This is a genomic window from Streptomyces sp. NPDC001401, assembly GCF_042895385.1.
GTDB lineage: Bacteria > Actinomycetota > Actinomycetes > Streptomycetales > Streptomycetaceae > Streptomyces.
The window spans coordinates 148,444-174,324 of sequence record NZ_JBIAWI010000008.1 but is presented as its reverse complement, the minus strand read 5'-3'; the positions used below and the strand labels follow the sequence as shown (position 1 = coordinate 174,324).

Below are 25,881 nucleotides of genomic sequence, written 5' to 3'. Positions count from 1 at the left end.
GCCAGCCCCCGGACCCCCGCTCCTCAAACGCCGGAGGGGCTGATTTTCAGCCCTCCGGCATTTGAGGACGAAGGCGGGGGCGGCAGCCCCCACTACTCCGCCGGCTCGACCCCCGCCCGCAGCAACCCATACGTGTAAGCGTCCTCCAGCGCCTGCCACGACGCCGCGATGACGTTCTCCGCGACGCCCACCGTGGACCACTCGCCCGCGCCGTCGGAGGTGGAGATCAGGACGCGGGTCGTGGACTGGGTGCCGTGGACGCCCTCCAGGATGCGGACCTTGTAGTCGACGAGGTCGAGCTTGGCCAGCTGGGGGTAGATCTTCTCGAGCGCCACACGCAGGGCGCGGTCGAGGGCGTTGACCGGGCCGTTGCCCTCCGCGGTGGCGACGATGCGCTCGCCCTTGGCGTAGAGCTTGACCGTGGCCTCGTTGGCGTGGGTGCCGTCGGGGCGGTCCTCGACGATGGCACGCCAGGACTCGACCTCGAAGTACTTCAGCGGCTTGCCCTCGACCTCGCCGCGCAGGAGGAGTTCGAAGGACGCGTCCGCGGCCTCGTAGGTGTAGCCCTTGAGCTCGCGCTCCTTGACCCGCTCGACGACCCTGCCGACCACCTCGCGGTCGCCGCCCAGGTCGATGCCGAGTTCCTTGCCCTTGAGCTCGACGGAGGCGCGGCCGGCCATGTCGGACACCAGCATGCGCATCGTGTTGCCGACCTGTTCGGGGTCGATGTGCTGGTACAGGTCCGGGTCGACCTTGATCGCGGAGGCGTGCAGGCCGGCCTTGTGGGCGAAGGCCGAGACACCGACGTACGGCTGGTGGGTGGAGGGCGTCAGGTTCACGACCTCGGCGATGGCGTGCGAGATCCGGGTCATCTCGCGGAGCGCGCCCTCGGGCAGGACAGTCTTGCCGTACTTGAGTTCCAGGGCCGCGACGACCGGGAAGAGGTTGGCGTTGCCGACGCGCTCGCCGTAGCCGTTCGCCGTGCACTGGACGTGGGTCGCGCCCGCGTCGACGGCGGCGAGGGTGTTGGCGACCGCGCAGCCGGTGTCGTCCTGGGCGTGGATGCCGAGCCGGGCCCCGGTGTCGGCCAACACCGTCGACACCACCGCCTGTACCTGCGCCGGCAGCATGCCGCCGTTGGTGTCGCAGAGGATGACGACGGACGCGCCGGCCTCCGACGCGGCCCGTACGACGGCCTTCGCGTACTCCGGGTTGGCGCGGTAGCCGTCGAAGAAGTGCTCGCAGTCGACGAACACCCGGCGGCCCTGCTCGCGCAGGTGGGAGACGGTGTCGCGGACCATCTCCAGGTTCTCGTCGAGGGTGGTGCGCAGGGCGAGTTCGACGTGCCGGTCGTGGGACTTGGCGACCAGCGTGATGACCTCGGCGCCCGAGTCCAGAAGCGCCTTGACCTGCGGGTCCTCCGAGGCCTTCGCGCCGGCCCGGCGGGTGGCGCCGAAGGCGACCAGCTGGGCGTGCTTGAAGTCGATCTCCTGCCGGGCGCGGGCGAAGAACTCCGTGTCCCGCGGGTTGGCGCCGGGCCAGCCGCCCTCGATGAAGCCCACGCCGAAGTCGTCCAGGTGCCGTGCGATGGCCAGCTTGTCCGCGACGGTGAGGTTGATGCCCTCACGCTGCGCACCGTCGCGCAGGGTCGTGTCGAAGACGTGGAAAGAATCGTCGAGCTCGCTGGTTTCGGTCATGGTGTCAAGACTCCTGTATTGGATCTCGGTCTGTACCGGAATGACCGGCTCCACCGTCCCCCAATGATCCCTCGCGCTTTGCTCCCGGCTGAAGGTGGGCCAGAAAAGCGAAAAACCTCTCGCGGGTGCGAGAGGTCTGCGCGCGGGTCGAGGACGACGGTGTCCGCCCGTACCTGGTCGTACGTGGCGGTCACTGCGGACCGGCGCGCCTGCTGCCAATAATCATGGCGAACGAGAGCACGGAGGCAGTCTGGCACAACCCGCCCCCGTGCTCACCCTCCGTCTCAGAATGCGAGCACTCTGCTGATCACCGCAGGTGTCGTACGAAGACGTCGGCGACCCCGTTGCCGTCGCCCGGGACGAGGTTCGTGGCCGTCGAGGAGAACGCCGCGTGTCCGCCGGTGCTCAGGGACACGGCGTCGGAGGGCCCGTCGGCCTGGCTGCCGTCGGCGGCCAGACTCACGCGCTGGACGGCGTCGGTGCGCAGGTCCTTGACGAAGATGTCGGCGACGCCGTTGGTGTCGCCCGGGACGAGGTTGTCGGCGCTGGAGACGAAGGCGACGCGGCGGCCGTCGGGGCTGAGGCTCACGCCCTCGCTGGGACCGTCCGACTGGCTGCCGTCGGCCGCGGTGCTCAGCCGCTGGGTGGTCTTCAGCTTCCGGTCGAAGACGAAGGCGTCGGTGGTCTTGTTGGTGTCGTCCGGCACCAGGTTGTTCACGTTGGAGGAGAAGGCGACGTAGCGGGCGTCGGCGCTGATGGACGGGCCCCAGGATCCGTTCTTGTAGACGAAGCGGGTGGGGATGCTGACCTGCTCGGTGGTGCCCTTGGCGCGGTCGCGGACGTACACGTTGGTGCCGTGGGTCCACTCGTGCGCCGGGTCCAGCTGGGCGGCCGTGGTGAAGGCGACGTAGCGGCCGTTCGCGCTGAACGAGGCGAGGAACGAGGCGCTGTCGCCGAGGGTGCCGTCCGTGCGGTACTGGACCAGCTCGTTCCCTCCCGTCCTGCGGTCGTGCACGATCACGTCGTCACGGCCGTTGGTGTCGCCGGGCGCGGCGTCCGCGGTCGCGGTGCTGTAGGCGACGTAGCGGCCGTTCGCGCTGATCGTCGGCTCGTAGTTGAGCTTGTAGGAGGGCGGCTCGGTCGCGTGGCCGGTGCTGATGCGCTCGGTGCGGTGGGTTCTGCGGTCGACGAGATAGATGTCGTCCAGGCCGTTGTCGTCGCCCTTTGCGAGCGCGGCCCTGGTGGAGAAGACCACATAGCGGCCGTCCGCGCTGAGCGCGGGGTCCTCGGCCGGGCCCTCGGCGACGCGCTGGGTGCGGCCCGTGCGCAGGTCGCGGACGAAGACGTCGGCGACGCCGTTGGTGTCGCCCCGGACAAGGTTGTCGGCGGCCGAGACGAACGCCACGTAGCGGCCGTCGGCGCTGATCGCCGGGGCGGAGGAGGCACCGTCGGCCTCCAGTCCGCCGGTGGCTGTGCTCACCCGGGAGGTCCGGGGCGGAGCGGAGTCGGCGTGCGCGGCCTGGAGGGCGGTGCCCCCGAGGGCGGCCACGAGGGCGGTGGCGATCAGGACGGTGCTGCGTCTGACGGTGCTGTGTCTTACGAGCTGCATGGAAGTCCCCCCGGGGTTCCTTGCAAGTGCCGTGTGAAATAACGGAGTTCAGCGCATACGGCGGACGAAGCCGTCGTAGAAGCCGTTGGTGTCGCCCGCGACGAGCTGGCTGGAGTAGCTGCCGAAGCCGATGCGACGGGCGCCGGCGCTCACCGTGTAGACGGCCACGGACTGGTCCGTGACGGGTCCGCCGGTGACGGACTCGCTGACCAGACGGGTGGAGCCGGTGCGCAGGTCACGGAGGTAGACGTTGTCGGGCCCGAACCGCCCGTCCGCCAGCCGCTGTTCCCCTTCGTAGGCTACGTACCGGCCGTCCGGGCTGAGCGCGGGCCCACTGATCCGGTCCTCGCCGGCGGGACCGGCCTTGACCCGCCGGGTGACGTCCCTGCGCAGGTCGCGGACGTAGACGGTGGAGCCGGTGCCGGGATTCTCACCCGGGACCAGTTCCTCGTCGCCCCAGTAGTCGAAGGCGATGGTGCGGCCGTCCGCGGAGAGCGAGGCGGGCATCGCGTACCGCTGGGCCGGGGTGCCGTCCGGCTTGACGTTGACCTGTTCCTCGGTGCCGGTGCGGCGGTCGTGCACCCAGGTGCGGCCGTACGAGCTGCGCGGCACCGGCTGGGTGTACGCCACATAGCGGCCGTTGTCGCTCAGGCCCTGCAGCAGGGAGGGGTTGTCCGGGCGGTCCCGGTTGCTGATCCGCTCGACGGTGCCGGTGCGGCGGTCGAGGAGGTACACGATCCCGAAGAGGTCGCCGGGGTCCTTCTCCATCCGGTCGGCCTTGGCGTTGAAGGCGATGTAGCGGGCGTTGGGCGACATGACGGCGCCCGCCGTGAAGGCGGAACCCCCGTCGAGGGCGACGCTGATCCGCTCGGTGCGGCCGGTGCGCCGGTCGTGCAGGTAGATGTCCTGGGCCGCTTCGTTCGTGGGCGGGTTGTCCCAGTGGACCAGGTTCCTGGCGTTGGAGCTGAACAGGACGTACCGCCCGTCGGCGCTGATGGCCCGCGCGGTCGACTCGCCGCCGACGGCCTGGGCCCCGTCCGAGGCGACACTGACCCGCTCGACGGTCCCCTTGCGCAGGTCGCGCACGAAGACGTCCGAGTTCCGGTTGGTGTCGCCCGGCACCAGATTGGAGGCGTACGCCGTGAACAGCGCAAACCGGCCGTCGGCGCTGAACTGCGGCCCGGACGCGTTCTCGTCGGCCTGCTCCCCCGTCGCCGTCAGCGTGACCCGCTCGGTCCGCGGCACCGGCGCCGGTGCCGCGGACGTCGACGTCGCCGCCAACGCGAGCGCGGCTCCCGCGACCACCGCGACGGACACCCCACGCATGACTCTCAGCACGATTCCCCCTGCGTTCCCCGTGTGACGCTTCTCCCCCGGCCCTGCGCCAAGGGCTCCTTTCGAGGCAAACGCACCACACGGGACAGCGTCAATCCCCCGAATTGAGTACAACCCGGGCGTGGGCTCAAGCGTCCGCGAGGAGACTCTCGTCCAGGAACTCCCTTACGTGGCCGAGAACTTGCCCCCGGTCCGTGCCCCGCAGCCCGATCGCCACATGGATGGAGAAGCCGTCGAGAAGCGCCCGCAGCCGGGTCGCGAAGCGGTCGGGGTCGACGCGGCGGAACTCCCCACGCGACACTCCCTCCGCGATCAGCGCCACGAGGTCGCGGTGCCAGACGCCCTCGATGGCGGCCTGCCGGTCGCGGGCCTGCTCGTCTGCGTTCTGCGAGCGGTTCCAGACCTCCAGCCAGAGGGTCCAGTGCGGGTCGCGGTGGCCGTCGGGGACGTACAGGTCGACGTATGCGTCGAGCCGCTCACGGGCCGTGCCGACACGGGCCAGCAGCCGTCCGCGCTCGGCGCCCAGCCTGCCCTCGCTCCACTCCAGGGCCTGCAGCAGCAGCTCGTCCTTGGAGTGGAAGTAGTAGAGCAGGTGCCCGCTGCTCATCCCGACCTCGCGGCCGAGCGCCGCCATGGTGAGCTTCTCCAGACCGCGCTCGGCGATCATGCCCATGGCGGCGGCGAGAACCTGCTCGCGCGGCGGGGCCGGGGTGCGACGGGGGGTGCTCATACGGCGGCCACCTGTACGGCGTCGGGCAGGAAGTGGGTCTCGTAACGGCCGTAGCACTCACTGAACCGGGTCGCGACGACCGCCCCGCAGCCGTCGCACACCTGGTTGGGGCCCTCGCGTCCGGGGGCGCCGCAACACCCGAACTCCGCAGAGGCCGGGTTATGCACCAGATGACCGAGGGTGTCCTCGGGATGCACGACCAGGGTGTCGCGCGGGCCGGCCGAGACCAGGATCTCGCCGTTGAGCAGGTAGGAGTCGGTGGCGGACCGGAACTCGTAGGACTCGGGATCCGGGTGCGGCGCGTACGGAGCCCCGCACGGCTCGGGGTCCACCGCGTAGGTGCCGCGCCGCACGGTCGACGGGGCGTGCCGCGAGCCGTCGGGGTTCTTCAGCCCGTCGTACTCCGGGCGTTCGGACAGCTCGGGAAGCAGACGCAGCGGCTCGCTGAGGCGGCGGCCGCAGGCCGCGCAGACCAGGACGTTCACCCGTCTGTTCTACCTGACTCCTCTGCCCGACGCGGACCGTCACCGGACCTTCGGCTGCTGCTGCGTGATGCAGTGGATGCCGCCCCCGCCGGCGAAGATCGTCCGCGCGTCGACGAGCGTCACCGTCCGCTCGGGGAAGAGCCGGCGGAAGATCCCCGCGGCGATCTCGTCGCGCGCGTCGTCGAAGCCGCACAGCACGACGCCGCCGTTGCAGAGGTAGTGGTTGATGTAGGAGTAGTCGGCCCAGTGGCCGTCGGCCTCCAGGACCGTGGGCGCCGGGACCTCGACGACCTCCAGGCTGCGGCCCCGGGCGTCCGTCTGTGCCTTCAGCAGCCCGATGACCTCCTTCGTCACCTCGTGGTCGGGGTGCGCGGGATCGGGCTGGGAGTGCGCGACCACGACACCGGGGCGCGCGAAGGCGGCGACGATGTCTACATGGCCGAGAGTGCCGAAGCCGTGCGGCGGGTAGTCGCCGGTGAGGCCGCGCGGCAGCCAGATGGCCTTGCGGGTGCCGAGATGGGCGTGGATCTCGGCCTCGACCTGTTCCTTCGTCCAGTCCGGGTTGCGCTCGGGGCCGAGCTGCACGGTCTCCGTGAGCAGGACCGTCCCCTCGCCGTCGACGTGGATCGCGCCGCCCTCGTTGACGAGCTTCGAGGCGTACGTCCTCGCGCCCGCGAGGTCCGAGACGTACGCGGCGATCTTCGCGTCGTGCTCCCAGCGGGCCCAGCCCTGGGCGCCCCAGCCGTTGAACGTCCAGTCGACGGCGGCGAGTTCACGCCCGTTCGTGAGGAACGTGGGGCCGATGTCCCGCATCCACGCGTCGTCCAGCTCACGCTCGACGGTGTCCACGCCAGGTCCGAGAAGCGCCCGTGCATCCGCCGACTGGCCGGGACCGCACACGACCGTCACCGGTTCGAAGCGGAGGACGGCGCGGGCCACCGCAGCCCAGGCGATACGGGAGAGGGCGAGGTCGTCCGGATCCTCGAAGGTGTGGTTGGGGCCCGGCCACGCCATCCAGGTGCGCTCGTGCGGGGTCCATTCGGCGGGCATGCGGAAGCCGTCGGCGGCAGCAGACATGGGAGGTCCTTCTCAGAGGAAGTAGAGGCGGTTGAGGGAGACGGAGTCGGCCGGCTCCGAGCGGATCGGCTCGCCGTCGAGGGTGACCAGCCCCGTGCGCTGGTCGACGTCCACCGCTCCGGTACGGGAGTTGAGCCGCAGGTCGGCCGGTCCGATGCCGCGGGTGCCGCGCACGGCGACCCTTCTGCGCCGGGTGGGCATCGTGTCGTCGCCCTGGTCGAGGGCGGCCTGGGCGACGAAGGCGACGGAGATATCGGCGGGCGTCGCGCCGTGCGCCCCGAACTGCGGCCCCAGGACGAGGGGTTCGCAGGTGTCGGTGGCCGCATTCGGGTCACCGACCACGCCGTACGCCGGGAAGCCGGACTTGAGGACGAGCTGCGGTTTGGCGCCGAAGTACTCGGGCCGCCACAGCACTACGTCGGCCAGCTTGCCGACCTCGATCGAGCCGACCTCGTGGGAGAGCCCGTGCGCGATGGCCGGGTTGATGGTCAGCTTGGCCATGTAGCGCAGGACGCGCTCGTTGTCGTGGTCGTCCGGGGCACCGAACTCGGCCTTCATCTTCCCGGCCATGGCGAAGGTACGGCGGACGGTCTCCCCCGCCCTGCCCATGCCCTGCGCGTCGGACGAGGTGATGCCGATCGCGCCCAGGTCGTGCAGCACGTCCTCGGCGCCCATGGTCCCGGCGCGGATGCGGTCGCGGGCCATGGCGGCGTCGCCGGGCAGGTCGGTCTTCAGGTCGTGGACGGAGACGATCATGCCGTAGTGCTCGGCGACGGCGTCCCGCCCGAAGGGCAGGGTCGGGTTGGTGGACGACCCGATGACGTTCGCAACTCCCGCCATTTTCAAGACATTCGGTACGTGACCGCCCCCGCATCCTTCGATGTGGAAGGCATGGATGGTGCGCCCTTCCAGCACCCGCAGGGTGTCCTCGACGGAGAGGCACTCGTTCAGCCCGTCGCTGTGCAGGGCGACCTGGACGTCGTGCTCCTCGGCCACCCGCAACGCCGTGTCCAGCGCACGCGTATGGGCGCCCATGTCCTCGTGCACCTTGAAGCCGCAGGCGCCGCCCTCGGCGAGGGCCTCGACCAACGGGGCCTGGTGGGAGGACGAACCGCGCCCCAGGAAGCCGATGTTGACCGGCCAGGCGTCGAAGGCGTTGAACGCGTGCCGCAGTGCCCACGGCGAGTTGACGCCGACGCCCCACACGGGCCCGAACTCCTGCCCGATGATCGTGGTCACGCCGGACGCCAGCGAGGCCTCCATGATCCGCGGCGACAGCAGATGGACGTGGGTGTCGACGGCACCGGCGGTGGCGATGAGCCCCTCGCCGGACACGATCGAGGTGCCCGTACCGACGACGACGTCGACCCTGTCGAGGGTGTCGGGGTTCCCGGCGCGCCCGATCGAGCAGATCCGCCCCTCCCGGATGCCGATGGAGACCTTCCGGATCCCCTGCACGGCGTCGATCACGACGACGTTGCTGATGACGACGTCACAGGTCTCCCGGACGGCGGCCGCCCTGAGGTGCAGCCCGTCGCGGGCGGTCTTGCCGAACCCGGCGAGGAATTCGTCGCCGTACTGCTGGGAGTCGGACTCGACGCGAATGGTCAGCCCGGAGTCGCCGAGCCGGATACGGTCGCCGGCGCGGGGCCCGTGAGTGGCGGCGTACGCATAAGGATCGATGTTCGCTTCGGAATCGATGCTTGCGTAGGAATCGTTGCTCATCGGTCTGCTCCCAGATATCCGCAGGCGGCGGCCCTGCGCAGGGCCTCTTCCTTCGCCCCCGGCGCGTCCAGCGCCCCGTCGACGAGCCCCGCGAACCCGATCGCGACCCGCTCGCCCCCGATCGGCACCAACCCGACCTCGACGCTCTCCCCCGGCCCGAACCGCACCGACGACCCGGCGGGCACGGCGAGCCGCATCCCGTAGGCCGTTGCCCGTTCGAAGTCCAGGCGCGGGTTGGCCTCGAAGAAGTGGAAGTGGGAGGTGACGGAGACGGGCACGGTGGCGGTGTTGGTGACCGTCACCCGCACGACCGCCTCGGGCTCGGTGTGCTCGGGCCCGGGCAGCAGCGCTCCCGGCGCCCGGTCGCCCAGTCCGCCCCCGCCGATCGGATCGCTCACCACCGCGAGCCGCGAGCCGTCGTCGAAGACGGCCTCGACGTGCACCTCGGTGACGACGTCCGCGACACCGGGCAGCACATCGGCCGGGCCGAGGACGGACCGGGCGCGCTCGATGGCCTCGGCGAGCCGGGCGCCGTCACGGGCGGCCTCGCAGACGGTGTCCGCGATGAGCGCGGTGGCCTCCGGCACGTTGAGCCGGAGCCCGCGGGCCCGGCGGGCGCGGGCCAGCTCGGCGGCTCCGAAGAGCAGCAGCCGGTCACGTTCGGTGGGAGTCAGCCGCATGTCATTCCCTTCACTTAGAACGTCACTCTAATCGTGAGATCCGTGAATGGAAAGTAATCGCGAGCATCGGAGGCCTTGACGCCTCTCCTGGCGTGACTCACATTGAGTGTCGTTCTAACTGCTGCGCAACGCGAGGGAGACCAGCCATGCCGATGGAACAGCGAGGAGTCGACACCATCCCCGACGAGGAACGCACCAGCGGGCCGCGCGACCTGGTGTCGATCCTGCTCGGCTCCAACCTCTGTCTGGGCGTGATCATCTTCGGCTGGCTGCCGCCGTCGTTCGGGCTGGACTGGTGGTCGTCGGTGAGCTCGATCGTGGCCGGCACGGTGCTGGGGACGCTGCTCACGGCCCCCCTCGCCCTGATCTCGCTCCGCACGGCGACCAACCTCTCCACCTCCTCCGGCGCCCAGTTCGGCGTGCGGGGCCGGCTGGTCGGCTCGGTCGTCGGCCTGCTGCTGGCCCTCGGCTACACCGCGCTGACCGTGTGGATCGGCGGCGATGTGATGGTGAGCGTGCTGGGCCGCCTGTTCGGCCTGCCGGCGGGCGGGTTGTCGTACGGGCTCGTGTACGGACTGCTCGCGGCGGCGACGGTCGCGGGCGCGGTGTACGGCTACCGCGTGCTCCTCGCGATGTCCCGGGTCCTGGCGATCGGCATGACGGCACTGCTGGCGCTGGGCGTGATCGCGTACGCGCCGCACTTCACGACCACCGCACTGCCGGAGACCGGCGGCTACCTGCTGGGCGGCTTCTGGCCGACATGGTTCCTGGCAACGGTGGCGGCCGGGCTGTCGGGCCCGATCGCCTTCATCACCCTCCTCGGCGACTACACGCGCTACATCTCCCCGGCCCGCCACACCTCCCGCCGGGTCCTGCACGCGACCTGGCTCGGCCTGATCCTCGGCCTGCTGGTCCCCCAGCTCTTCGGCACCTTCACGGCGTACGCGGCCCGGGCGGCGCTCGACTACGCGGGCCCGCTGGTGTCCGCGTCCCCCACCTGGTACCTGGTCCCCCTGCTCCTGGCGGCCTCCGCGGGCTCGGTCGGCAACGCGGGTCTGATGCTGTACTCCATGGGTCTCGACCTGGACGCCATCCTGCCGCGCGCCTCCCGGGCGCGGGCCACCTGCACGGTCGCCGTCGTCGCCACGGTCTGCGTCTTCGCGGGTCACTATGCCTGGGACGCCCAGTCCGCGATGACGTCCTTCGTGCTTCTCCTGACGGCCATCGGCGCACCGTGGGCCGTCATCACACTCATCGGCTTCGCGCGCTGCCGCGGGGTGTACGACGCGGACGCGCTCCAGGTCTTCAACCGCCGCTTCCGAGGCGGCATTTACTGGTACCGCGCGGGCTGGAACATCCCGGCGGCGGTGTCCTGGGCGGTGGGCGCGGGAGTCGGCCTGCTCGCCGTGTCCCTGCCGTCGTACGAGGGGCCGCTGCTGTCGCTGACGGGTGGGGTGGACTGCAGCTTTGTGCTGTCGGGGCTGGTGGGCGGCATGGCGTACCTGCTGCTGCAGCCCCGGGCACGTTCTGAGCGAGGGCCGATCATTTCAGCCCGTCCGGCGTTTGAGGACGAGGCCGTTCAGGCCGAAACGGGGGGCCTGGGGGGCGGAGCCCCCCAGTAGGGCCACCCCCCAGTGGGCCCACCCCTCAGGCGAGAGGATGCATCCAGCCGTGCTTGTCCTCCGCCGTACCGCGCTGAATGTTCAGCAGCGCCTCACGGAGCCGGAGCGTGACCTCGCCCGGCTCGCCGCCCGCCTGCTGCCACTCGGCACCCTCGCGCTTGACGGTGCCGACCGGGGTGATCACGGCGGCGGTACCGCACGCGAAGACCTCCGTCAGCGTGCCGTTCTCCGCGTCGCGCTGCCACTGGTCGATGGAGACACGGCCCTCCTCCGACTCGTAGCCGAGGTCGCGGGCGACGGTCAGGAGCGAGTCACGCGTCACGCCCTCCAGGATGGAGCCGGTCAGGGACGGCGTGATGATCTTGTCGCCGTACACGAAGTACAGGTTCATGCCGCCGAGTTCCTCGACCCACTTGTGCTCGACCGCGTCGAGGTAGCAGACCTGGTCGCAGCCCTTGGCGGCGGCCTCGGCCTGGGCGAGCAGGGAGGCCGCGTAGTTGCCGCCGGTCTTGGCGTCGCCGGTGCCGCCGGGGACGGCGCGGACGCGGTTCTCGGAGAGCCAGATGGTGACCGGCTTGACGCCGCCGGGGAAGTAGGCGCCGGCCGGGGAGGCAATGACCAGGAAGAGGTACTCGTTGGCGGGCTTCACGCCCAGGCCGACCTCGGTCGCGATCATGAACGGGCGCAGGTAGAGGGACTCCTCGCCGCCGTGCGCGGGCACCCATGCCTTGTCCTGCTGGACCAGGGCGTCGCAGGCCTCGATGAACGTGTCGACCGGCAGCTCGGGCATGCCGAGGCGGTGCGCGGAGCGCTGGAACCGCTCGGCGTTCTTCTCGGGGCGGAAGGTGGCGACGGTGCCGTCGGGCCGGCGGTAGGCCTTGAGGCCCTCGAAGATCTCCTGCGCGTAGTGCAGGACCATCGTGGCGGGGTCGAGGGAGAGCGGGGCGTACGGGACGAGCTGGCCGTCGTGCCAGCCGCGGCCCTCGGTCCACTTGATCGTCACCATGTGGTCGGTGAAGTGGCGGCCGAACCCGGGGTTCGCCAGGATCTCGTCGCGCTCGGCGGCGGAGAGTGGCGAGGCCGAGGGCTTGAGCTCGATCGTGGGCGTCGTCATGAGTGGTTGTCCTTCACCGGTTGTGTGTGACGGGCCGCGCTCACGTCCGTACTGCCAGTGGCCAGTGCTAGGACGTCCGAGCATTCCCTCATTCCGCGGCTCCGCGTTCGATTATCTCAAGCGGGGGGCCGTGGAAGAAACGGCGTGAAATGCGACCCAGGGGATGATGGTGGCACCCGGCGGGGACATGCGAAAGCCGCCGGGTGCGGAGTGACCCGGCGGCTTCGAAAGGTTTCGAGGAGCGGCGGGGTCAGCCGGCTACTCGTACGGCCAGCGCGTCGCCGATCTCCGACGTGCTGCGGGCGGGCTTGCCGGTGCGCTCGGCGAGGTCGGCGGAGACCGCCTCGTCGATGCGGGCGGCCTCGGCCTCGTAGCCGAGGTGGCGCAGGAGCAGCGCGACGGACAGGACCGTGGCGGAGGGGTCGGCCTTGCCCTGGCCTGCGATGTCGGGCGCCGAGCCGTGCACGGGCTCGAACATCGAGGGGAATTCGCCGGACGGGTTGATGTTCCCGCTCGCGGCGACGCCGATGCCGCCGGAGACGGCCGCGGCGAGGTCGGTGATGATGTCGCCGAAGAGGTTGTCGGTGACGATCACGTCGAACCGCTCGGGCTGCGTGACCAGGTAGATGGTCGCCGCGTCCACGTGCATGTACTCGGTGGTGACCTCGGGGAACTCCGCGGCCACCTTGTTGAAGATGTTGGTCCACAGGTGACCCGCGAAGGTCAGCACGTTGTTCTTGTGGATCAGCGCGAGCTTCTTGCGCGGGCGGGCCTGGGCACGGGCGAAGGCATCGCGGACGACGCGCTCGACACCGAAGGCCGTGTTCACGGAGACCTCGGTGGCGACCTCGTGCTCGGTGCCCTTGCGGATGGTGCCGCCGTTGCCGGTGTACGGACCCTCGGTGCCCTCGCGGACCACGACGAAGTCGATGCTCGGCTCGCCGGCCAGCGGGGTGGCCACGCCGGGGAGCAGCTTGCTCGGCCGCAGGTTGACGTGGTGGTCCAGAGCGAAGCGGAGCTTGAGCAGGAAGCCTCGCTCCAGGACGCCGGACGGCACCGACGGGTCACCGATGGCGCCGAGCAGGATGGCGTCGTGCTGCTTGAGCGCGTCGACGTCGGCGTCGGTGAGGGTCTCACCGGTGGCGTGGTAGCGCTTGGCGCCGAAGTCGTACTCCTTGGTCTCCAGCTTCACATCCTGCGGAAGGACGGCGGAGAGGACCTTCAGGCCTTCGGCCACGACCTCCTGGCCGATGCCGTCACCCGGAATCACTGCGAGATTGATGCTGCGAGACATGTCGGCACCCTACTCCCCGTCCCATGGGATGACACAGGCCGTCCGCCATACGGACACCCGATCGGGCGGCGGCGCCTTCCCGACGCCCTCCATTCACCCGTACGTATGGCGGGCGTTGGGATTCGCTGGGAACGTCCCCTCCATGGACATACCCGACTTCGGCATTCCGCCGCAGCTCGCAAGCCGGATGAGCATGGCAGAGCAGCACGAGTACCTGCGCACCAAGCTGATCCGGCGCCGCACGCTGGTGACGGCGGGCGCCGTGGCGGCCGGCGGGCTGCTGACCGGCTGCGGCGGCGGCTCGGGAGCGCAGGGGACGACGACCACGGCGCCCACGACCCCGCAGGTCCACGGCTCGGTCGTCTCCCCCTTCGGACGCCATCTCGCCTTCGGCGCCGACCCGAAGTCGCAGATGCGGATCTCCTGGCAGGTACCGCTCGCGGTGCAGAAGCCGTATGTCCGCATCGGTCTGAAGCCCGACGACCTGGGCCGGAAGATCGAGGCCGAGGTCCGCGACCTGCACACGCCGGGCGTGACGGGCGTGCGCTCGGCGCTGGAGCAGTACTACCTCCACGCGGCCCTGGACGGCCTGCGCCCCGGCACGACGTACTACTACGGCGTCGGCCACGACGGCTACGACCCCGCCTCCGCGCAGCACCGCTCGACGATCGGCACCTTCCGCACGGCGCCGGCGTCCCCGGAGAAGTTCGTGTTCACGGCCTTCGGCGACCAGGGCGTCAGCCAGGCCGCGGCCGCCAACGACCATGTCATCCTGCGCCAGAAGCCCGCCTTCCACCTGCATGCGGGCGACATCTGCTACGCCGACACCAACGGCCGCGGCGAGAAGTCGGACGGCTACGACCCCGCCTTCTGGGACCTGTTCCTCAAGCAGAACGAGTCGGTGGCCCGGTCGGTGCCGTGGATGGTGACGACCGGCAACCACGACATGGAGGCCTGGTACTCGCCGGAGGGCTACGGCGGCCAGCTGGCCCGCTGGTCCCTGCCGGACAGCGGCTTCGATGCGCGCACGGCGCCGGGGGTGTACGCGTTCACGTACGGCAACGTCGGCTTCGTGGCGCTGGACGCGAACGACGTGTCGTACGAGATCCCCGCCAACTTCGGCTACACGGACGGCAGGCAGACGAGGTGGCTGGACCAGAAGCTGGCCGAACTGCGGGCGTCCAAGGCGGTCGACTTCATCGTCGTCTTCTTCCACCACTGCGCCTACTCGACCTCCGCACACGCCTCCGACGGCGGAGTACGGGCGCAGTGGCTGCCGCTGTTTGCGCAGTACCAGGTGGACCTGGTGATCAACGGCCACAACCATGTGTACGAGCGGACGGACGCCATCAGGAACGGCGGGGTCGGCAGGCCGGTCCCCATCGGCGCGTCGACCGATCCGACACGGGATGGGATCGTGTACGTCACAGCGGGCGGCGGCGGCCGTGATCTGTACGGCTTCCCGGCGGGCGTGAAGGAGAGCTACGAGGGACACATCACGCACCACGACTCCGTCGACACCTTCCGGTGGACGAAGTCGAGGGCCTCCGCGGCGGAGACCGTGGAGTGGTCGCGGGTGCGCTACCGGGGCTTCTCCCTCCTCTCGGTGGAGGCGGAGAGCGGTGCCAGGCCCACCCTGAAGGTGTCGGCGCTCACGGACAGCGGCGAGCGCATCGATCACTTCGAGGTGCGGCGCGGGGCATGAGCCCGCGCCGCACCTCGTGCGGGTGCGGCTCCCGGCTTGTACGTGATGCCCGGCTCAGTGGCCGGTCGAACCGCCGTTGTCCCTGCGGTCGAGGGCGCGCTGGAGGGCGGCTGCGGCGTTCTTGCGGTCGGACTCGCTCGTACGGGAGAGGTGACGGACTCGGCGGCGGGCGGTCGTCTCGGCCATGGGAAATCGACTCCTTCGAAATCCGGGAGTGCGGAAAGGGGTTACGAGACGCCGGATGGGGCGGGGAGTAGCGCCGCAGGGGTTGCCTGCACGGGGCGCGCTCACGACCGCCATTCGCTTGGTCGAGCGAGACGTTCGGCTCCTACAAAAGTAAGGGAGCGGGCCCGGTCTGTCTCCACAATTACTCGGACTTCCTACTATCTGAGACGGTGGGTTGGGTCACACCGCACTGACCTGCGTTTTCCCGCTCGTGCCGGTGTCGGCTGACAGCGGCCGAACGGGGGAGCACGATGGGGAGACCGGACTCGGGAGGGAGACCCGATGACCACGGAACGTCCCCGCACTCTGGTGATGACCCAGCACCGGTTCGGCGGGCCTGAGGTCCTGGAGATCGAGGAGCGGCCGCGGCCCGTGCCCGCCCCGGGAGAGGTCCTGCTCCGCGTGCGCGCGGCCGGCGTCAACGCCGTTGACCTGCTGGCGCGTTCGGGCACGGCCCCGCTGTACGGGGAGCCGCCGTTCACGCTGGGACTGGACGTGTCCGGCGTCGTGGAGGCCGTCGGCGACTCGGTCACCGGACTCCGCCCCGGCGACGAGGCCTTCGCCAGGATCGAGGCCGGCGGATACGCCACCCACGTCACCGCCCCGGCAGCCCACTTCGCCCCGAAGCCCGCCACCCTCGACCACATCCACGCGGCCGCCGCCCCGACGGCCACGCTCACTGCCTGGCAGGCCCTGATCGACATCGGCCAAGTCGGCCCGGGAACCCGGGTGTTGATCCACGCGGCGGCCGGCGGCGTCGGCCACGCGGCGGTGCAGCTGGCCAAGGCGGAGGGCGCACATGTCATCGGCACCGCCCGCGCCGCCAACCACGCCTTCCTGCACGGCCTCGGCGCCGACGAACTGATCGACTACACGACCACCGACTTCACCGACGCCGTGCACGACATCGACGTGGCCCTCGACCTGATCGGCGGCGACTACGGCCCCCGCACCCTGAACACCCTCCGCCCGAACGGCCTGCTCGTCGCCGCGATCCCCGGCAACCTGGGCCTGTCCCCGGAGGAGGTGGAGGCCCGCGGGATGCGCTTCGCGGTCGTCCGGTCGGAACCGTCGGGCGAACGCCTCGCCAAGATCGCCGCCCTCCTGGCGAGCGACCGGATCCGCATCCACGTGGAGGCGGCTCTCCCGTTCACAGAGGTGGCCAAGGCGCACGAGCTGGGCGAGGCTGGACATGCGAAGGGCAAGCTCGTACTCGTCCTGTCGGACTGACAGTGAAGAGGAGGGTGAGGTCATGAACGACAACGCGAAGGCGCTTCTCGAGGGCGGCCCCCAGGATCTGCCCCAGCGGATCGTGCCGGTCCCGTCGCCCGGATCCGACGTCAAGATCGAGATCCGCAACGGCTACGAGCACTTCAGGGCCACCTCGCGCCAGGCGGACACCCCGGAGGGCAGCCTCCCCGTGTACGAGTGGTGGGAGCGGACGGAAATGCCCAGCTAGGCCGGCGCCGACGCCACCGCCTCCCGGAAGCCCTTCGGGTCGTCCGTCCACACCATGTGCCCCGCGTCCGGCAGGATCACCCGGCGGACGCGGGGCAGGGCCCGTTCCAGGGAGTCCACGGCGGAGCGCGGGCGGATGTCGTGGACTCCGTCGAGGATCAGTACGGGCAGGTCGAGGGAGCGGCAGGCGTCGTAGAGCTCCGGTGTGCCCCAGATGCGCCTGCGTTCCTCGTTGAGGGCCTTGTTGCTCTCGTGGTTGATGCCGAACCACGGGTCGGCCATCCGCCCCGCGTGCTCCAGGGCGCGCTCGCGGTCCTCGAACTCGGCCGACCACTGGAGGACCGACATCTCCCGGTCCTCGTCCTCGGAGCGTGCCGGCCGGTCCTTCAACTCCCGCCAGCGGGCGAGGCGTTCGGGATGCTCGCCGAGCCGGGCGAGGAGGTTGGCCTGGTAGCCCGGGTGCCAGTCGGCGTCGGGGCCGATGCCCGTGCCGGCCACGTACACCAGGCCACTCACCCGCTCCGGATGGGACAGGGCGTAGCTCAGCGCGAGCTGTGCACCCCACGAGTGGCCGAGCAGCCGTATCCGCTCCAGCCCGAAGTGCCGTCGTACGGCGTCGAGATCGGCGACGAAGCGGTCACTCGTCCACGGCCCGGCGACGGACCGCTCCGAACGCCCGCAGCCGCGCTGGTCCCAGCGCACGACGGGGGTCAGGTCTGCCAGCAGCTCCGCCACGTCCGCGAACATGTCCCACAGGCCCGGCCCGCCGTGGCACAGCACGAGGGGTTCGCCGTCGCCCGACCGTGCGGCCCACAGACGTACACCGTCGTCGGCCACCACGGTCGGGGACTCGTTCTCCGTCATCACGGTCATGGGGGCAGTGTGCCCCGATGACGGGTCAGCCCATGTGCGGGTACCCGTAGTCGGTCGGCGGGACCAGCGTCTCCTTGATGGCGCGGGTCAGGGTCCAGCGCTGCAGGTTCTGCGGGGCGCCGGCCTTGTCGTTGGTGCCGGAGGAGCGGCCGCCGCCGAAGGGCTGCTGGCCGACGACGGCGCCGGTCGACTTGTCGTTGATGTAGAAGTTGCCGGCCGCGAAGCGGAGCTTCTCCATCGTGTGCGCGGCCGCGGCGCGGTCGTTGGAGATGACCGAGCCGGTGAGCGCGTAGTCGGAGACCGACTCCATCTGGGTCAGCATCTCCTCGTACTTGTCGTCCTCGTAGACGTGCACGGCGAGGAACGGGCCGAAGTACTCGGTGCGGAAGACCTCGTTCTCCGGGTCGCTGCACTCGACGACGGTCGGGCGGACGAAGTAGCCGACCGAGTCGTCGTAGCTGCCGCCCGCGACGATCGTGCACGCCGGGTCCTGCTTGGCGCGGTCGATGGCGGCCTTGTTCTTGGCGAAGGAGCGGTCGTCGATGACGGCGCCGATGAAGTTGGAGAGGTCGGTGACGTCGCCCATGGTGAGGTAGTCGACCTCGGCGGCGAACTCCTCCTTGAAGCCGGAGTTCCAGATGGACGCCGGGATGTAGGCGCGGGAGGTCGCGCTGCACTTCTGGCCCTGGTACTCGAAGGCACCGCGGGTCAGGGCGGTCTTGAGCACCGCGCGGTCCGCGCTCGGGTGCGCGACCAGGAAGTCCTTGCCGCCGGTCTCGCCGACCAGACGCGGGTAGGAGCGGTACTTCTCGATGTTGTTGCCGACCGTCTTCCACAGGTACTGGAAGGTCTTGGTCGAGCCGGTGAAGTGGATGCCGGCGAGGTCGCGGTGCTCGAGCGCCACCTTCGAGACCTCGATGCCGTCACCGGTGACGAGGTTGATGACGCCCTTGGGCAGACCCGCCTCCTCCAGCAGCTGCATCAGCAGGACCGCCGCGTGGGTCTGCGTCGGGGACGGCTTCCAGACCACGACGTTGCCCATCAGCGCGGGCGCGGTGGGCAGATTGCCCGCGATGGCGCTGAAGTTGAAGGGCGTGATCGCGTAGACGAAGCCCTCCAGCGGGCGGTGGTCCAGGCGGTTCCAGACACCCGTGGAGTTGGCGGGGGGCTGCTCGGCCAGGATCTGGCGGGCGTAGGCGACGTTGAAGCGCCAGAAGTCGATGAGCTCGCAGGGACAGTCGATCTCGGCCTGCTGGGCGGTCTTCGACTGGCCGAGCATGGTGGACGCGGCGAGCGTCTCGCGCCACGGGCCGGACAGCAGCTCGGCCGCGCGCAGGATGATCGCGGCGCGGTCGTCGAAGGACATCGCGCGCCAGGCGGGCGCGGCGGCGAGGGCCGCGTCGATGGCGTCCTGCGCGTCCTGCTGGGTGGCGTTGGCGTACGTGCCGAGGCGGGCCTTGTGGTTGTGCGGCTGCACGACGTCGAACCGCTCGCCGCCGCCCATCCGCTTCTCGCCGCCGATCGTCATCGGCAGGTCGACCGGGTTCTCGGCCAGCTCCTTCAGCTTGGCCTCGAGCCGGGCGCGCTCGGACGAGCCGGGGGCGTAGCCGTGCACCGGCTCGTTGACGGGGGTGGGGACCTGGGTCACAGCGTCCATGAGATCCGTAACTCCTTGAACTTGAGCGGGTGTTCGGGTTCAGCCCTTGCTGAGCATCGAGCGGGCGAAGAAGCGCAGGTTCGCCGGCTTCTCCGCCAGGCGCCGCATGAAGTAGCCGTACCAGTCGGTGCCGTAGGCGGTGTAGACGCGCATGCGGTGACCCTCGGCAGCCAGCCGCAGGTGCTCGTCGCTCCTGATCCCGTACAGCATCTGGAACTCGTACTCGTCGAGTTTGCGCCCGGCCTTGCGGGCGAGTTCCTGCGCGATGGAGATGAGGCGCGGGTCGTGGGACCCGATCATCGGATACCCCTCGCCGTCCATCAGAGTCCTCAGGACCCGGACGTACGCCTTGTCGATCTCGTGCTTCTGCTGGTACGCGACCTCGGCGGGCTCCTTGTACGCGCCCTTCACCAGCCTTACCCGGCTGCCGCTCGCGGCTAGGCGGCGGGCGTCGGCCTCGGTGCGGAACAGGTAGGCCTGGATGACGCAGCCGGTCTGCGGGAAGTCCTTCCGCAGCTCGTCGTGGATGGCGAACATCGAGTCGAGGGTGGTGTGGTCCTCGGCGTCGAGCGTGACCGTCGTACCGATGGCGGCGGCGGCTTCGACGACGGGCCGGACGTTGGCGAGGGCCAGCTCGTGGCCGCCGTCCAGCGCCTGGCCGAACATCGACAGCTTGACGGACATCTCGACCCGCTCGCCCAGGCCGAGGTCGCGCAGCCGGTCGATCAGCGCCAGGTAGGCGTCGCGGGCGGCACGCGCCTGCTCGGGGGTGGTGATGTCCTCGCCGACGACGTCCATCGTCAGCTCCAGACCGCGGCCGGTGAGGTCCTTGATGATCGGCACGATGTCGTCGACGGTCTCACCGGGGATGAAGCGGTCGACGACCTGCTTGGTCACCGGGGCCGCCGAGATCAGGCGTCGCATCCGGTCGCTGCGCGACGCGGCAAGAATCACGGGACCCAGCACGGGGCACCTCCACAAACCAGCAGATAGAACCACCGTGAAACCTAAGGATCCCTCCGATCGTCAGCCATCGACAGCTGTCACGCATCCGTGCCGCAGATCTCAGACAGATGTATGAAGGGTCCTGGATTATGCGGGAGAATGCCCGAGTGACACCGGAATACAGAGGTGACTACCAGGAGCTGGTCGACGAGATCTCGGAGCTTCTCGGCGCCCCCGCGACCCTGGAGAACCGGGACTTCGAGCTGATCGCCTTCGGTGCGTACGACAGCGAGGGCGACCTCGACGCGTCCGCCCTGGATCCGGTGCGCACCCGCTCGATCCTGACCCGGCGCTCCACGTCCGCCGTCCGTTCGTGGTTCGAGGGCTTCGGCATCACCCGGGCGACGGGCCCGGTCCGTATTCCGCCCACACCGGAGGCCGGGGTCTACCGGGGCCGGATCTGTCTCCCCGTACGCCATCGGGGTGTCGTCCTGGGTTACGTCTGGCTGCTGGACTCCGACCCGGGCCCGACCGAGCGACAGCTGACCGCGGCCATGAACGTGACGGTCCGCATCGGCGCCCTGCTCGCGGACGAGGCGCAGCACGGCGCCGACCTCACCCGGGAGCTGCGGGCCGTGCTCACCGCCGAGCGCGGCTGGCCCCAGGACATGGCGGTGGCGGAGCTGCGCACGGCGCTGGGGTCCCGCGCGGACGGCCTGCACACGGTGGTCTGCGTGACTCCGTGGCCGTCCGCCGACCCGGACGACGCCCCTTCGGTCCGTACGGTGCCGGGGGCGACGGCGTTGTGCACGGTGCCCTGGGGTGCGGCCTCCCAGTCCCTCGCCCTGCTGGTACGGCTGCGCTCGGCGGACGTCCTGACGCCGGCGACCTCGGCGGCGGGGCGGCTGCTGGAGCGCGCCCAGCGGCTGGACGGGGGCGGCACGGCGGCGTGCGGGGTCGCGGCCGCGCGCACCGGGCTCGCGGAACTGGCGGCGGCCTGGCGGGAGGCCTCCGCGGCGGCGCGGGCCGCGCTGGCGGAGCCCCGGCTCGGTCCGGTCGCCCAGTGGGCACACATCGGCCCGTTCCGCCTGCTCACCTCACTGCCGCCGGAGGCGGCCCACGACCCTGCCGTACAGACCCTGTTGTCCCCCGCCCACCGGGAGCTCGCCCGCACCGCCGAGATCTACCTCGACTGCGCAGGCCAGGCCGGCCGCACGGCCGCCGAACTGGGCATCCACCGCCAGACCCTGTACTACCGCCTCTCCCGCGTGGAAAAACTGACGGGCCTGGACCTGGACGACGGCGAGGACCGCCTGCTCCTACATATGGCATTGAAGGGGGCAAGGCTGTAGCCAGGGCCCCGAAGGGGCGCGGGGAACTGCGCGACCAGCCACGACGGCGCCGCAGCCAACAAACAACCCATCGCGGCCCCCTCACACACCGCCGCCGAGCACATCCCCAACCGCCCCCACCCCCTCCACAATCGCCCGCTCCGTCACATCACCGAACCCCAAGATGAGTAGAGCGGGGGACTCGTCCCCCGAAGCCCTGCACGGGCTCATGCCGTACAGCCCCACCCCACGCCCGCGTGCCTCCGCCACCACCGCCCGCTCCCCCACACCCTCCGGCAGATGCGCCACCGCGTGGAACCCCGCGGCGAGCCCCGACAGCCGTACCGCCGGGGCGTGTCGGGCGAGGGCCTCGACGAGGGCGGTGCGGCGGGTCGCGTACGTCGTACGCATGCGGCGCAGATGGCGGTCGTAGCGGCCGGACTCGATCAGGCGGGCGAGGGCGAGCTGGTCGAGGGTGGGTGAGCCGCGGTCGGCGATGCGCTTGAGGTCGGTGACCGCCTCCAAGAGCGCGGGCGGGCACAGCAGCCAGCCCAGGCGCAGGGCGGGGGCGAGGGACTTGCTGACCGTGCCGATGGAGATCACCCGGTCCGCGGCCAGCCCCTGGAGCGAGCCGACCGGTTCGCGGTCGTAGCGGAACTCTGCGTCGTAGTCGTCCTCGATGACGTACGCGTCCCGGCGGGCCGCCCACTCGATCAGCGCGTGGCGACGGGCAGGCGTCAGCACGACGCCCGTCGGCCACTGGTGGGCCGGGGTGACGATCACCGCGCGGGCGCCGGTGGCGTCCAACGCCCGTACGTCGACGCCGTCTTCGTCGACCGGCACCGGTACGGCCGTCAGGCCCGCCGCGTCGGCGGCGGCCCTCGCGGTGGCCGGTCCGCCCGGGTCCTCGTAGGCCACGGCCTGCGCCCCGCTGCGGGCGAGGGCACGCAGGGCGAGGCTCAGGCCCTGTGCATAGCCGGAGCAGACGACGGTGCGGGCGGGGTCGGCGGCGGCGCCGCGTACCCGCCGCAGATACCCGGCCACCACCTCGCGCAGGGCCCGGCTGCCGCGCGGATCCCCGTAGTCGAACTCCGCGGTCGGCATGGTGCGGGCGGCCTCCCTGGTCGCCCACAGCCAGTCGGCGAGCGGGAAGGAGGCCAGGTCGGGGACGCCGTGCCGGAAGTCGGCGATCAGGCGCGGGCGGGTGTCGGGCGCGGGTGCCGCGGGGGTCGGCTCCACCTGTGCGCAGGCTGCCACGCGGGTGGCCGAGCCGACGCGGGTGACGAGGTAGCCCTCGGCCTGGAGCTGCCCGTAGCAGTCCTGGACGAGACCGCGGGACAGTCCCAGGAGGCGGGCGAGTTCGCGGGAGGAGGGGAGGCGTTCGCCGGCCTGCAGCCGACCCGAGCGGATCGCGTCGCGCAGCTGCCGCTCCAGCTGGGCGCAGAGCCGGTCCCCGCTGTCCCGGTCGACGGTCAGGAGCAGCTCGGGTGACAAACCGGCCCACTGCACAGGCATGGAATTGGAGCTTAGCCCAGGGCCGGTCGATCCGTAGCGTCGACGGTATGACGACTACGAAGCCTTCGGCCGACTGCCCTCCGCAGACGATCACTTCGCGCCCGCCGCTGCTGACCCGGCCCCTGCTGCTGCGCTTCGTGAGCATGATCGGCGCGAGCGTCAGCTTCTTCCTGCTGCTGTCGGTGGTGCCCGCCTATGCGGCCGAGGCGGGCGGTGGGGGTGCGGCGGGTCTCGCCACCGGCTCCCTGATGCTCGCCACGGTCCTCGGCGAACTGATCACTCCCCGGCTCGTCGCCCGCCACGGGTACCGGGCGACCCTGATGGCCGGCCTGTTCCTGCTCGGCGCCCCGGCGCTGGTGCTGACCGTCTCCGGCAGTGCGGCCTGGATCGTGGCGGTGTGCCTGGTGCGCGGGCTGGGCTTCGCGCTCACGATCGTGGCGGGCGGCGCCCTGACCGCGTCGCTGATCCCGGCCGAGCGCCGGGGCGAGGGCCTGGCGGTGGTGGGTGTGGTGTCCGGGGTGCCGTCGCTGATCGGCCTGCCGCTGGGGCTGTGGCTGGTCGGGCAGGTGGGGTACGGGCCGGTCGCCGTGGCCGGGGGCGCGGCGGCGCTGGCCGCGATCGTCTCCGTGCTCGGACTGCCGGACCGTGCGGCGGGGTCGGAGAACTCGCAGGAGTCGGTGGGCGTGCTGCGCGGGCTGCGCACGGGCGCCCTGCTGCGCCCCGTCGTCGTGTTCGCGGCCACCGCGACGGCGGCCGGAATCCTGGTCACCTTCCTCCCGCTGGCCGTCCCTTCGGCGTCCGCCTCGGTGGTCACCGTGGCCCTGTTCGTGCAGCCCGCCGCCGCGACCGTGGCCCGCTGGGCGGCGGGCCGGCACGGCGACCGGCACGGCAGCGCCCGGCTCGTCCTGCCCGGCCTGCTCCTGTCGGCGGCGGGTGTGCTGGTCACCGCGGCGACCGGGAGCGCGGCCGCCGTCGTGGCGGGTACCGCCCTGTTCGGAGCCGGCTTCGGCATCGCGCAGAACGCCACCCTGACACTGATGTACGCCCGGGTCTCCGCCTCCTCCTACGGCACGGTCAGCGCGCTGTGGAACCTCGCCTACGACGGCGGCATGGGCGTCGGCGCCGCGGGCTTCGGCGTCCTCGCGGGACTGACCGGCTACCCGTGGGCCTTCGCGATGACGGCGGTGCTGATGCTGGGCGCGCTGGCACCGGCCCTGCGTGATCGCCACCACAATGATTACTGAAAATGATTGTCATCATGCTAGCGTCGGCGCACCCACCCTTGACCACCCCTTTACCCGGAGGGTTCCGTGCGCCTGTCCGCCCGTCACCTGCTCTCAGCCGCTGTGGCGTCCACCCTGCTCACCGGCTGCTTCTCGGGGACCCCCGCCGAGGGGGACGGAGCCGGCGGGCGCATCCGCGTCGCGATGATGCAGCCCCCGCGCTCGGGCCTGTCCCCCCTCTCCGACGACGCGTTCAAACTGTCGCGCTGGTCGACCGCCGAGACCCTGGTGACACTGGACGCGGACGGCGACGCCGAACCCGCCCTCGCCACCAAATGGCAGCAGTCCGGCCGGAGTTGGACCTTCGAGATACGCGACGGCGTCACCTTCCACGACGGTACGAATCTCGACGCCGAGGCCGTCGTCCGCTCCCTCACCAGGGCCGCGACCGCCGCCCCCAAGCCCCGCATCCTCGACGGCGTCGACCTCACCGCCGAGGCACACGGAGACACCGTCACCGTCACCACCGCCGACGAGGACCCGCTCGTCCCCCAGCGGCTCAGCTCACCGCAGCTGTCGATCCTCGCGGCGAAGGCGTACCGCGGGAAGACGGTGAACCCGGTCGGCGCGGGCACCGGCCCCTTCGAGCTCGTCTCCGTGAACGGCACCTCCGCCGCCACCCTCGACCGCTACGACGCCTACTGGGGTGGCAGGGCCAAGTCCCCCGGAATCGACGTGAAGTTCGTGCCCGACGGCACCGCCCGCGCGGCGGCGCTCCGCAGCGGCGAGGCCGACGTCGTCGAGGCGGTGCCCGTCTCGCAGGCCGCGCTGCTCGACCAGGACCTGATCACCGAGGTCCCGATGCCACGTACGAACACGCTGTACCTGAACACGGCGAAGGGCCCCTTCAAGGACGCCTCCCTGCGGGCCGCTGCCCGTGAGGCCGTCGATGCCGGGTCGATCGTGAAGGGTGTGTACGAGGGCCGCGCCGACGTCGCCGAGGGCCTGCTCGGCCCCGCGCTGCCGTGGGCGGCCGAACTGCGCAGGCCGGTGACCCACGCCAAGGCGGGCAAGCCCGAAGGCCGGGCCATCACCATCGGCACCTTCACCGACCGCGCCGAACTCCCCGAGGTCGCCGCCGCACTGCAGCAGCAGCTCCAGAAGGCCGGGTTCAAGGTGAAGCTGGACGTCCGCGAGTACGCGAACATCGAATCCGACGCGCTGGCGGGCGAGTTCGACGCGTTCATCCTTTCCCGGGCGACGGTCCTCGACTCCGGCGACCCGGCCGCGTACCTCTACAGCGACTTCGCCTCGGACGGCTCCTTCAACATCTCCCAGCTCTCGGACCCGGACGTGGACAAGGCGCTGAAGCAGGCCGGTGAGAGCGAAACCGGTGCGGCCCGGCGCAAGGCGGTCGTCGCGGCCGAGGCCGCCGTGCTCGCCACCGACGCCGCCGTGCCGATGCTCCACGAGCGCGTGATCCAGGGCGACGCGGCCTCGGTCAGGGGCGCCGCCCACGACCCGCGCGAGCGGGAGCTGGTCACGGCGGACACGTACGTCAAGTGAGGCTCCGCACAAGGG

22 protein-coding genes are annotated in these 25,881 nt (G+C 71.0%); 7 read left to right on the top strand and 15 right to left on the bottom strand.

Going from position 1 to position 25,881, the window contains the following annotated elements:
• Nucleotides 1–92 precede the first annotated feature (92 nt).
• From cimA to ureA, 8 genes are all read right to left on the bottom strand, one after another.
• The gene (gene cimA, locus ACFY10_RS26340) at nucleotides 93–1,697 is read right to left on the bottom strand and encodes a citramalate synthase (protein WP_390667677.1); all 1,605 of its coding nucleotides are present in this window, start codon (nucleotides 1,695–1,697) and stop codon (nucleotides 93–95) included.
• Between the two features lie 307 nt (nucleotides 1,698–2,004).
• Complete coding sequence (locus tag ACFY10_RS26335; RefSeq protein WP_390667676.1) at nucleotides 2,005–3,306, bottom strand: TolB family protein; 1,302 nt, start codon at nucleotides 3,304–3,306, stop codon at nucleotides 2,005–2,007.
• Between the two features lie 48 nt (nucleotides 3,307–3,354).
• The gene (locus tag ACFY10_RS26330; protein WP_390667675.1) at nucleotides 3,355–4,632 is read right to left on the bottom strand and encodes a TolB family protein; all 1,278 of its coding nucleotides are present in this window, start codon (nucleotides 4,630–4,632) and stop codon (nucleotides 3,355–3,357) included.
• Nucleotides 4,633–4,768: 136 nt separating this feature from the next.
• Complete coding sequence (locus tag ACFY10_RS26325) at nucleotides 4,769–5,371, bottom strand: TetR/AcrR family transcriptional regulator (RefSeq protein WP_390667674.1); 603 nt, start codon at nucleotides 5,369–5,371, stop codon at nucleotides 4,769–4,771.
• The gene (locus tag ACFY10_RS26320) at nucleotides 5,368–5,856 is read right to left on the bottom strand and encodes a hypothetical protein (protein WP_390667673.1); all 489 of its coding nucleotides are present in this window, start codon (nucleotides 5,854–5,856) and stop codon (nucleotides 5,368–5,370) included. Before ACFY10_RS26320 ends, ACFY10_RS26325 begins: the two co-directional genes overlap by 4 nt.
• A 39-nt stretch (nucleotides 5,857–5,895) precedes the next feature.
• Complete coding sequence (locus ACFY10_RS26315) at nucleotides 5,896–6,933, bottom strand: agmatine/peptidylarginine deiminase (RefSeq protein WP_390667672.1); 1,038 nt, start codon at nucleotides 6,931–6,933, stop codon at nucleotides 5,896–5,898.
• A gap of 12 nt (nucleotides 6,934–6,945) precedes the next feature.
• Nucleotides 6,946–8,658 carry an urease subunit alpha gene (locus ACFY10_RS26310; RefSeq protein ID WP_390667671.1) on the bottom strand — a complete coding sequence of 571 codons (1,713 nt, stop codon included), beginning with the start codon at nucleotides 8,656–8,658 and terminating at the stop codon, nucleotides 6,946–6,948.
• Nucleotides 8,655–9,338 (bottom strand): urease subunit gamma, encoded by a 684-nt coding sequence (ureA, locus tag ACFY10_RS26305; protein WP_390667670.1) that lies wholly within the window; start codon nucleotides 9,336–9,338, stop codon nucleotides 8,655–8,657. The genes ACFY10_RS26310 and ureA overlap by 4 nt, the downstream gene beginning before the upstream one ends.
• 146 nt (nucleotides 9,339–9,484) lie before the next feature.
• On the opposite strand from ureA, the gene ACFY10_RS26300 reads away from it, so the two are divergent.
• Nucleotides 9,485–10,960, top strand: coding sequence for a cytosine permease (locus ACFY10_RS26300; RefSeq protein ID WP_390667669.1), 1,476 nt, complete (start codon nucleotides 9,485–9,487; stop codon nucleotides 10,958–10,960).
• Nucleotides 10,961–10,985: 25 nt separating this feature from the next.
• Here the strand turns inward: ACFY10_RS26300 and ACFY10_RS26295 are convergent, their stop codons facing one another.
• Together ACFY10_RS26295 and ACFY10_RS26290 are read right to left on the bottom strand one after the other, a co-directional pair.
• Nucleotides 10,986–12,074: a branched-chain amino acid aminotransferase gene (locus tag ACFY10_RS26295; protein WP_390667668.1), complete on the bottom strand. Its 1,089-nt coding sequence runs from the start codon at nucleotides 12,072–12,074 to the stop codon at nucleotides 10,986–10,988.
• A 250-nt stretch (nucleotides 12,075–12,324) separates the two neighbouring features.
• A complete protein-coding gene (locus ACFY10_RS26290) occupies nucleotides 12,325–13,368 on the bottom strand; it encodes a 3-isopropylmalate dehydrogenase (RefSeq protein ID WP_390667667.1) in 1,044 nt (347 codons plus the stop codon).
• A 142-nt stretch (nucleotides 13,369–13,510) separates the two neighbouring features.
• Here ACFY10_RS26290 and ACFY10_RS26285 point away from each other — a divergent pair, with 142 nt between their 5' ends.
• Nucleotides 13,511–15,073, top strand: coding sequence for a purple acid phosphatase family protein (locus ACFY10_RS26285; RefSeq protein ID WP_390667666.1), 1,563 nt, complete (start codon nucleotides 13,511–13,513; stop codon nucleotides 15,071–15,073).
• A 54-nt stretch (nucleotides 15,074–15,127) separates the two neighbouring features.
• Here the strand turns inward: ACFY10_RS26285 and ACFY10_RS26280 are convergent, their stop codons facing one another.
• Nucleotides 15,128–15,259: a hypothetical protein gene (locus tag ACFY10_RS26280; RefSeq protein WP_115905715.1), complete on the bottom strand. Its 132-nt coding sequence runs from the start codon at nucleotides 15,257–15,259 to the stop codon at nucleotides 15,128–15,130.
• 321 nt (nucleotides 15,260–15,580) lie between these two features.
• On the opposite strand from ACFY10_RS26280, the gene ACFY10_RS26275 reads away from it, so the two are divergent.
• Nucleotides 15,581–16,528 carry an NADP-dependent oxidoreductase gene (locus ACFY10_RS26275; protein ID WP_390667665.1) on the top strand — a complete coding sequence of 316 codons (948 nt, stop codon included), beginning with the start codon at nucleotides 15,581–15,583 and terminating at the stop codon, nucleotides 16,526–16,528.
• Nucleotides 16,529–16,550: 22 nt separating this feature from the next.
• Entirely contained in the window at nucleotides 16,551–16,757 is a 207-nt protein-coding gene (locus ACFY10_RS26270; RefSeq protein ID WP_390667664.1) for a DUF5988 family protein, read from the top strand.
• On the opposite strand, the gene ACFY10_RS26265 is transcribed toward ACFY10_RS26270, so the two are convergent.
• Genes ACFY10_RS26265 through ACFY10_RS26255 form a run of 3 tightly spaced genes read right to left on the bottom strand, consistent with a single transcriptional unit; the run spans nucleotide 16,754 to nucleotide 20,252 of the window.
• Nucleotides 16,754–17,629, bottom strand: a complete 876-nt coding sequence (locus tag ACFY10_RS26265) for an alpha/beta fold hydrolase (RefSeq protein WP_390667663.1) — start codon at nucleotides 17,627–17,629, stop codon at nucleotides 16,754–16,756. The genes ACFY10_RS26270 and ACFY10_RS26265 overlap by 4 nt on opposite strands.
• Nucleotides 17,630–17,654: 25 nt before the next feature.
• Nucleotides 17,655–19,286 (bottom strand): L-glutamate gamma-semialdehyde dehydrogenase, encoded by a 1,632-nt coding sequence (gene pruA / locus ACFY10_RS26260; RefSeq protein WP_390667662.1) that lies wholly within the window; start codon nucleotides 19,284–19,286, stop codon nucleotides 17,655–17,657.
• A 39-nt stretch (nucleotides 19,287–19,325) separates the two neighbouring features.
• A complete protein-coding gene (locus tag ACFY10_RS26255) occupies nucleotides 19,326–20,252 on the bottom strand; it encodes a proline dehydrogenase family protein (protein ID WP_390667661.1) in 927 nt (308 codons plus the stop codon).
• A 128-nt stretch (nucleotides 20,253–20,380) separates the two neighbouring features.
• Here ACFY10_RS26255 and ACFY10_RS26250 point away from each other — a divergent pair, with 128 nt between their 5' ends.
• Nucleotides 20,381–21,583 (top strand): PucR family transcriptional regulator, encoded by a 1,203-nt coding sequence (locus ACFY10_RS26250; protein ID WP_390667660.1) that lies wholly within the window; start codon nucleotides 20,381–20,383, stop codon nucleotides 21,581–21,583.
• Between the two features lie 81 nt (nucleotides 21,584–21,664).
• On the opposite strand, the gene ACFY10_RS26245 is transcribed toward ACFY10_RS26250, so the two are convergent.
• Nucleotides 21,665–23,077 carry a PLP-dependent aminotransferase family protein gene (locus tag ACFY10_RS26245; RefSeq protein ID WP_390667659.1) on the bottom strand — a complete coding sequence of 471 codons (1,413 nt, stop codon included), beginning with the start codon at nucleotides 23,075–23,077 and terminating at the stop codon, nucleotides 21,665–21,667.
• Between the two features lie 47 nt (nucleotides 23,078–23,124).
• Here ACFY10_RS26245 and ACFY10_RS26240 point away from each other — a divergent pair, with 47 nt between their 5' ends.
• Together ACFY10_RS26240 and ACFY10_RS26235 are read left to right on the top strand one after the other, a co-directional pair.
• On the top strand, nucleotides 23,125–24,321 hold the full coding sequence (locus tag ACFY10_RS26240) for an MFS transporter (RefSeq protein WP_390667658.1): 1,197 nt from the start codon (nucleotides 23,125–23,127) through the stop codon (nucleotides 24,319–24,321).
• 66 nt (nucleotides 24,322–24,387) lie between these two features.
• Nucleotides 24,388–25,866 carry an ABC transporter substrate-binding protein gene (locus ACFY10_RS26235; protein WP_390667657.1) on the top strand — a complete coding sequence of 493 codons (1,479 nt, stop codon included), beginning with the start codon at nucleotides 24,388–24,390 and terminating at the stop codon, nucleotides 25,864–25,866.
• Nucleotides 25,867–25,881 lie beyond the last annotated feature (15 nt).

What these genes read in the sequence shown, in the direction of transcription:
- ACFY10_RS26265 (WP_390667663.1), bottom strand. Translation starts at nt 17,629, where the DNA reads ATGACCGTGATGACGGAGAACGAGTCCCCGACCGTGGTGGCCGACGAC.
- ACFY10_RS26310 (WP_390667671.1), bottom strand. Translation starts at nt 8,658, where the DNA reads ATGAGCAACGATTCCTACGCAAGCATCGATTCCGAAGCGAACATCGAT.
- ACFY10_RS26245 (WP_390667659.1), bottom strand. Translation starts at nt 23,077, where the DNA reads ATGCCTGTGCAGTGGGCCGGTTTGTCACCCGAGCTGCTCCTGACCGTC.
- ACFY10_RS26250 (WP_390667660.1), top strand. Translation starts at nt 20,381, where the DNA reads ATGCGGGAGAATGCCCGAGTGACACCGGAATACAGAGGTGACTACCAG.
- ACFY10_RS26240 (WP_390667658.1), top strand. Translation starts at nt 23,125, where the DNA reads ATGACGACTACGAAGCCTTCGGCCGACTGCCCTCCGCAGACGATCACT.
- ACFY10_RS26295 (WP_390667668.1), bottom strand. Translation starts at nt 12,074, where the DNA reads ATGACGACGCCCACGATCGAGCTCAAGCCCTCGGCCTCGCCACTCTCC.
- cimA (WP_390667677.1), bottom strand. Translation starts at nt 1,697, where the DNA reads ATGACCGAAACCAGCGAGCTCGACGATTCTTTCCACGTCTTCGACACG.
- ACFY10_RS26315 (WP_390667672.1), bottom strand. Translation starts at nt 6,933, where the DNA reads ATGTCTGCTGCCGCCGACGGCTTCCGCATGCCCGCCGAATGGACCCCG.
- ACFY10_RS26300 (WP_390667669.1), top strand. Translation starts at nt 9,485, where the DNA reads ATGCCGATGGAACAGCGAGGAGTCGACACCATCCCCGACGAGGAACGC.
- ACFY10_RS26275 (WP_390667665.1), top strand. Translation starts at nt 15,581, where the DNA reads ATGACCACGGAACGTCCCCGCACTCTGGTGATGACCCAGCACCGGTTC.
- ACFY10_RS26335 (WP_390667676.1), bottom strand. Translation starts at nt 3,306, where the DNA reads ATGCAGCTCGTAAGACACAGCACCGTCAGACGCAGCACCGTCCTGATC.
- ACFY10_RS26325 (WP_390667674.1), bottom strand. Translation starts at nt 5,371, where the DNA reads ATGAGCACCCCCCGTCGCACCCCGGCCCCGCCGCGCGAGCAGGTTCTC.
- ACFY10_RS26290 (WP_390667667.1), bottom strand. Translation starts at nt 13,368, where the DNA reads ATGTCTCGCAGCATCAATCTCGCAGTGATTCCGGGTGACGGCATCGGC.
- ACFY10_RS26330 (WP_390667675.1), bottom strand. Translation starts at nt 4,632, where the DNA reads ATGCGTGGGGTGTCCGTCGCGGTGGTCGCGGGAGCCGCGCTCGCGTTG.
- ACFY10_RS26270 (WP_390667664.1), top strand. Translation starts at nt 16,551, where the DNA reads ATGAACGACAACGCGAAGGCGCTTCTCGAGGGCGGCCCCCAGGATCTG.
- ACFY10_RS26285 (WP_390667666.1), top strand. Translation starts at nt 13,511, where the DNA reads ATGGACATACCCGACTTCGGCATTCCGCCGCAGCTCGCAAGCCGGATG.
- ACFY10_RS26280 (WP_115905715.1), bottom strand. Translation starts at nt 15,259, where the DNA reads ATGGCCGAGACGACCGCCCGCCGCCGAGTCCGTCACCTCTCCCGTACG.
- pruA (WP_390667662.1), bottom strand. Translation starts at nt 19,286, where the DNA reads ATGGACGCTGTGACCCAGGTCCCCACCCCCGTCAACGAGCCGGTGCAC.
- ureA (WP_390667670.1), bottom strand. Translation starts at nt 9,338, where the DNA reads ATGCGGCTGACTCCCACCGAACGTGACCGGCTGCTGCTCTTCGGAGCC.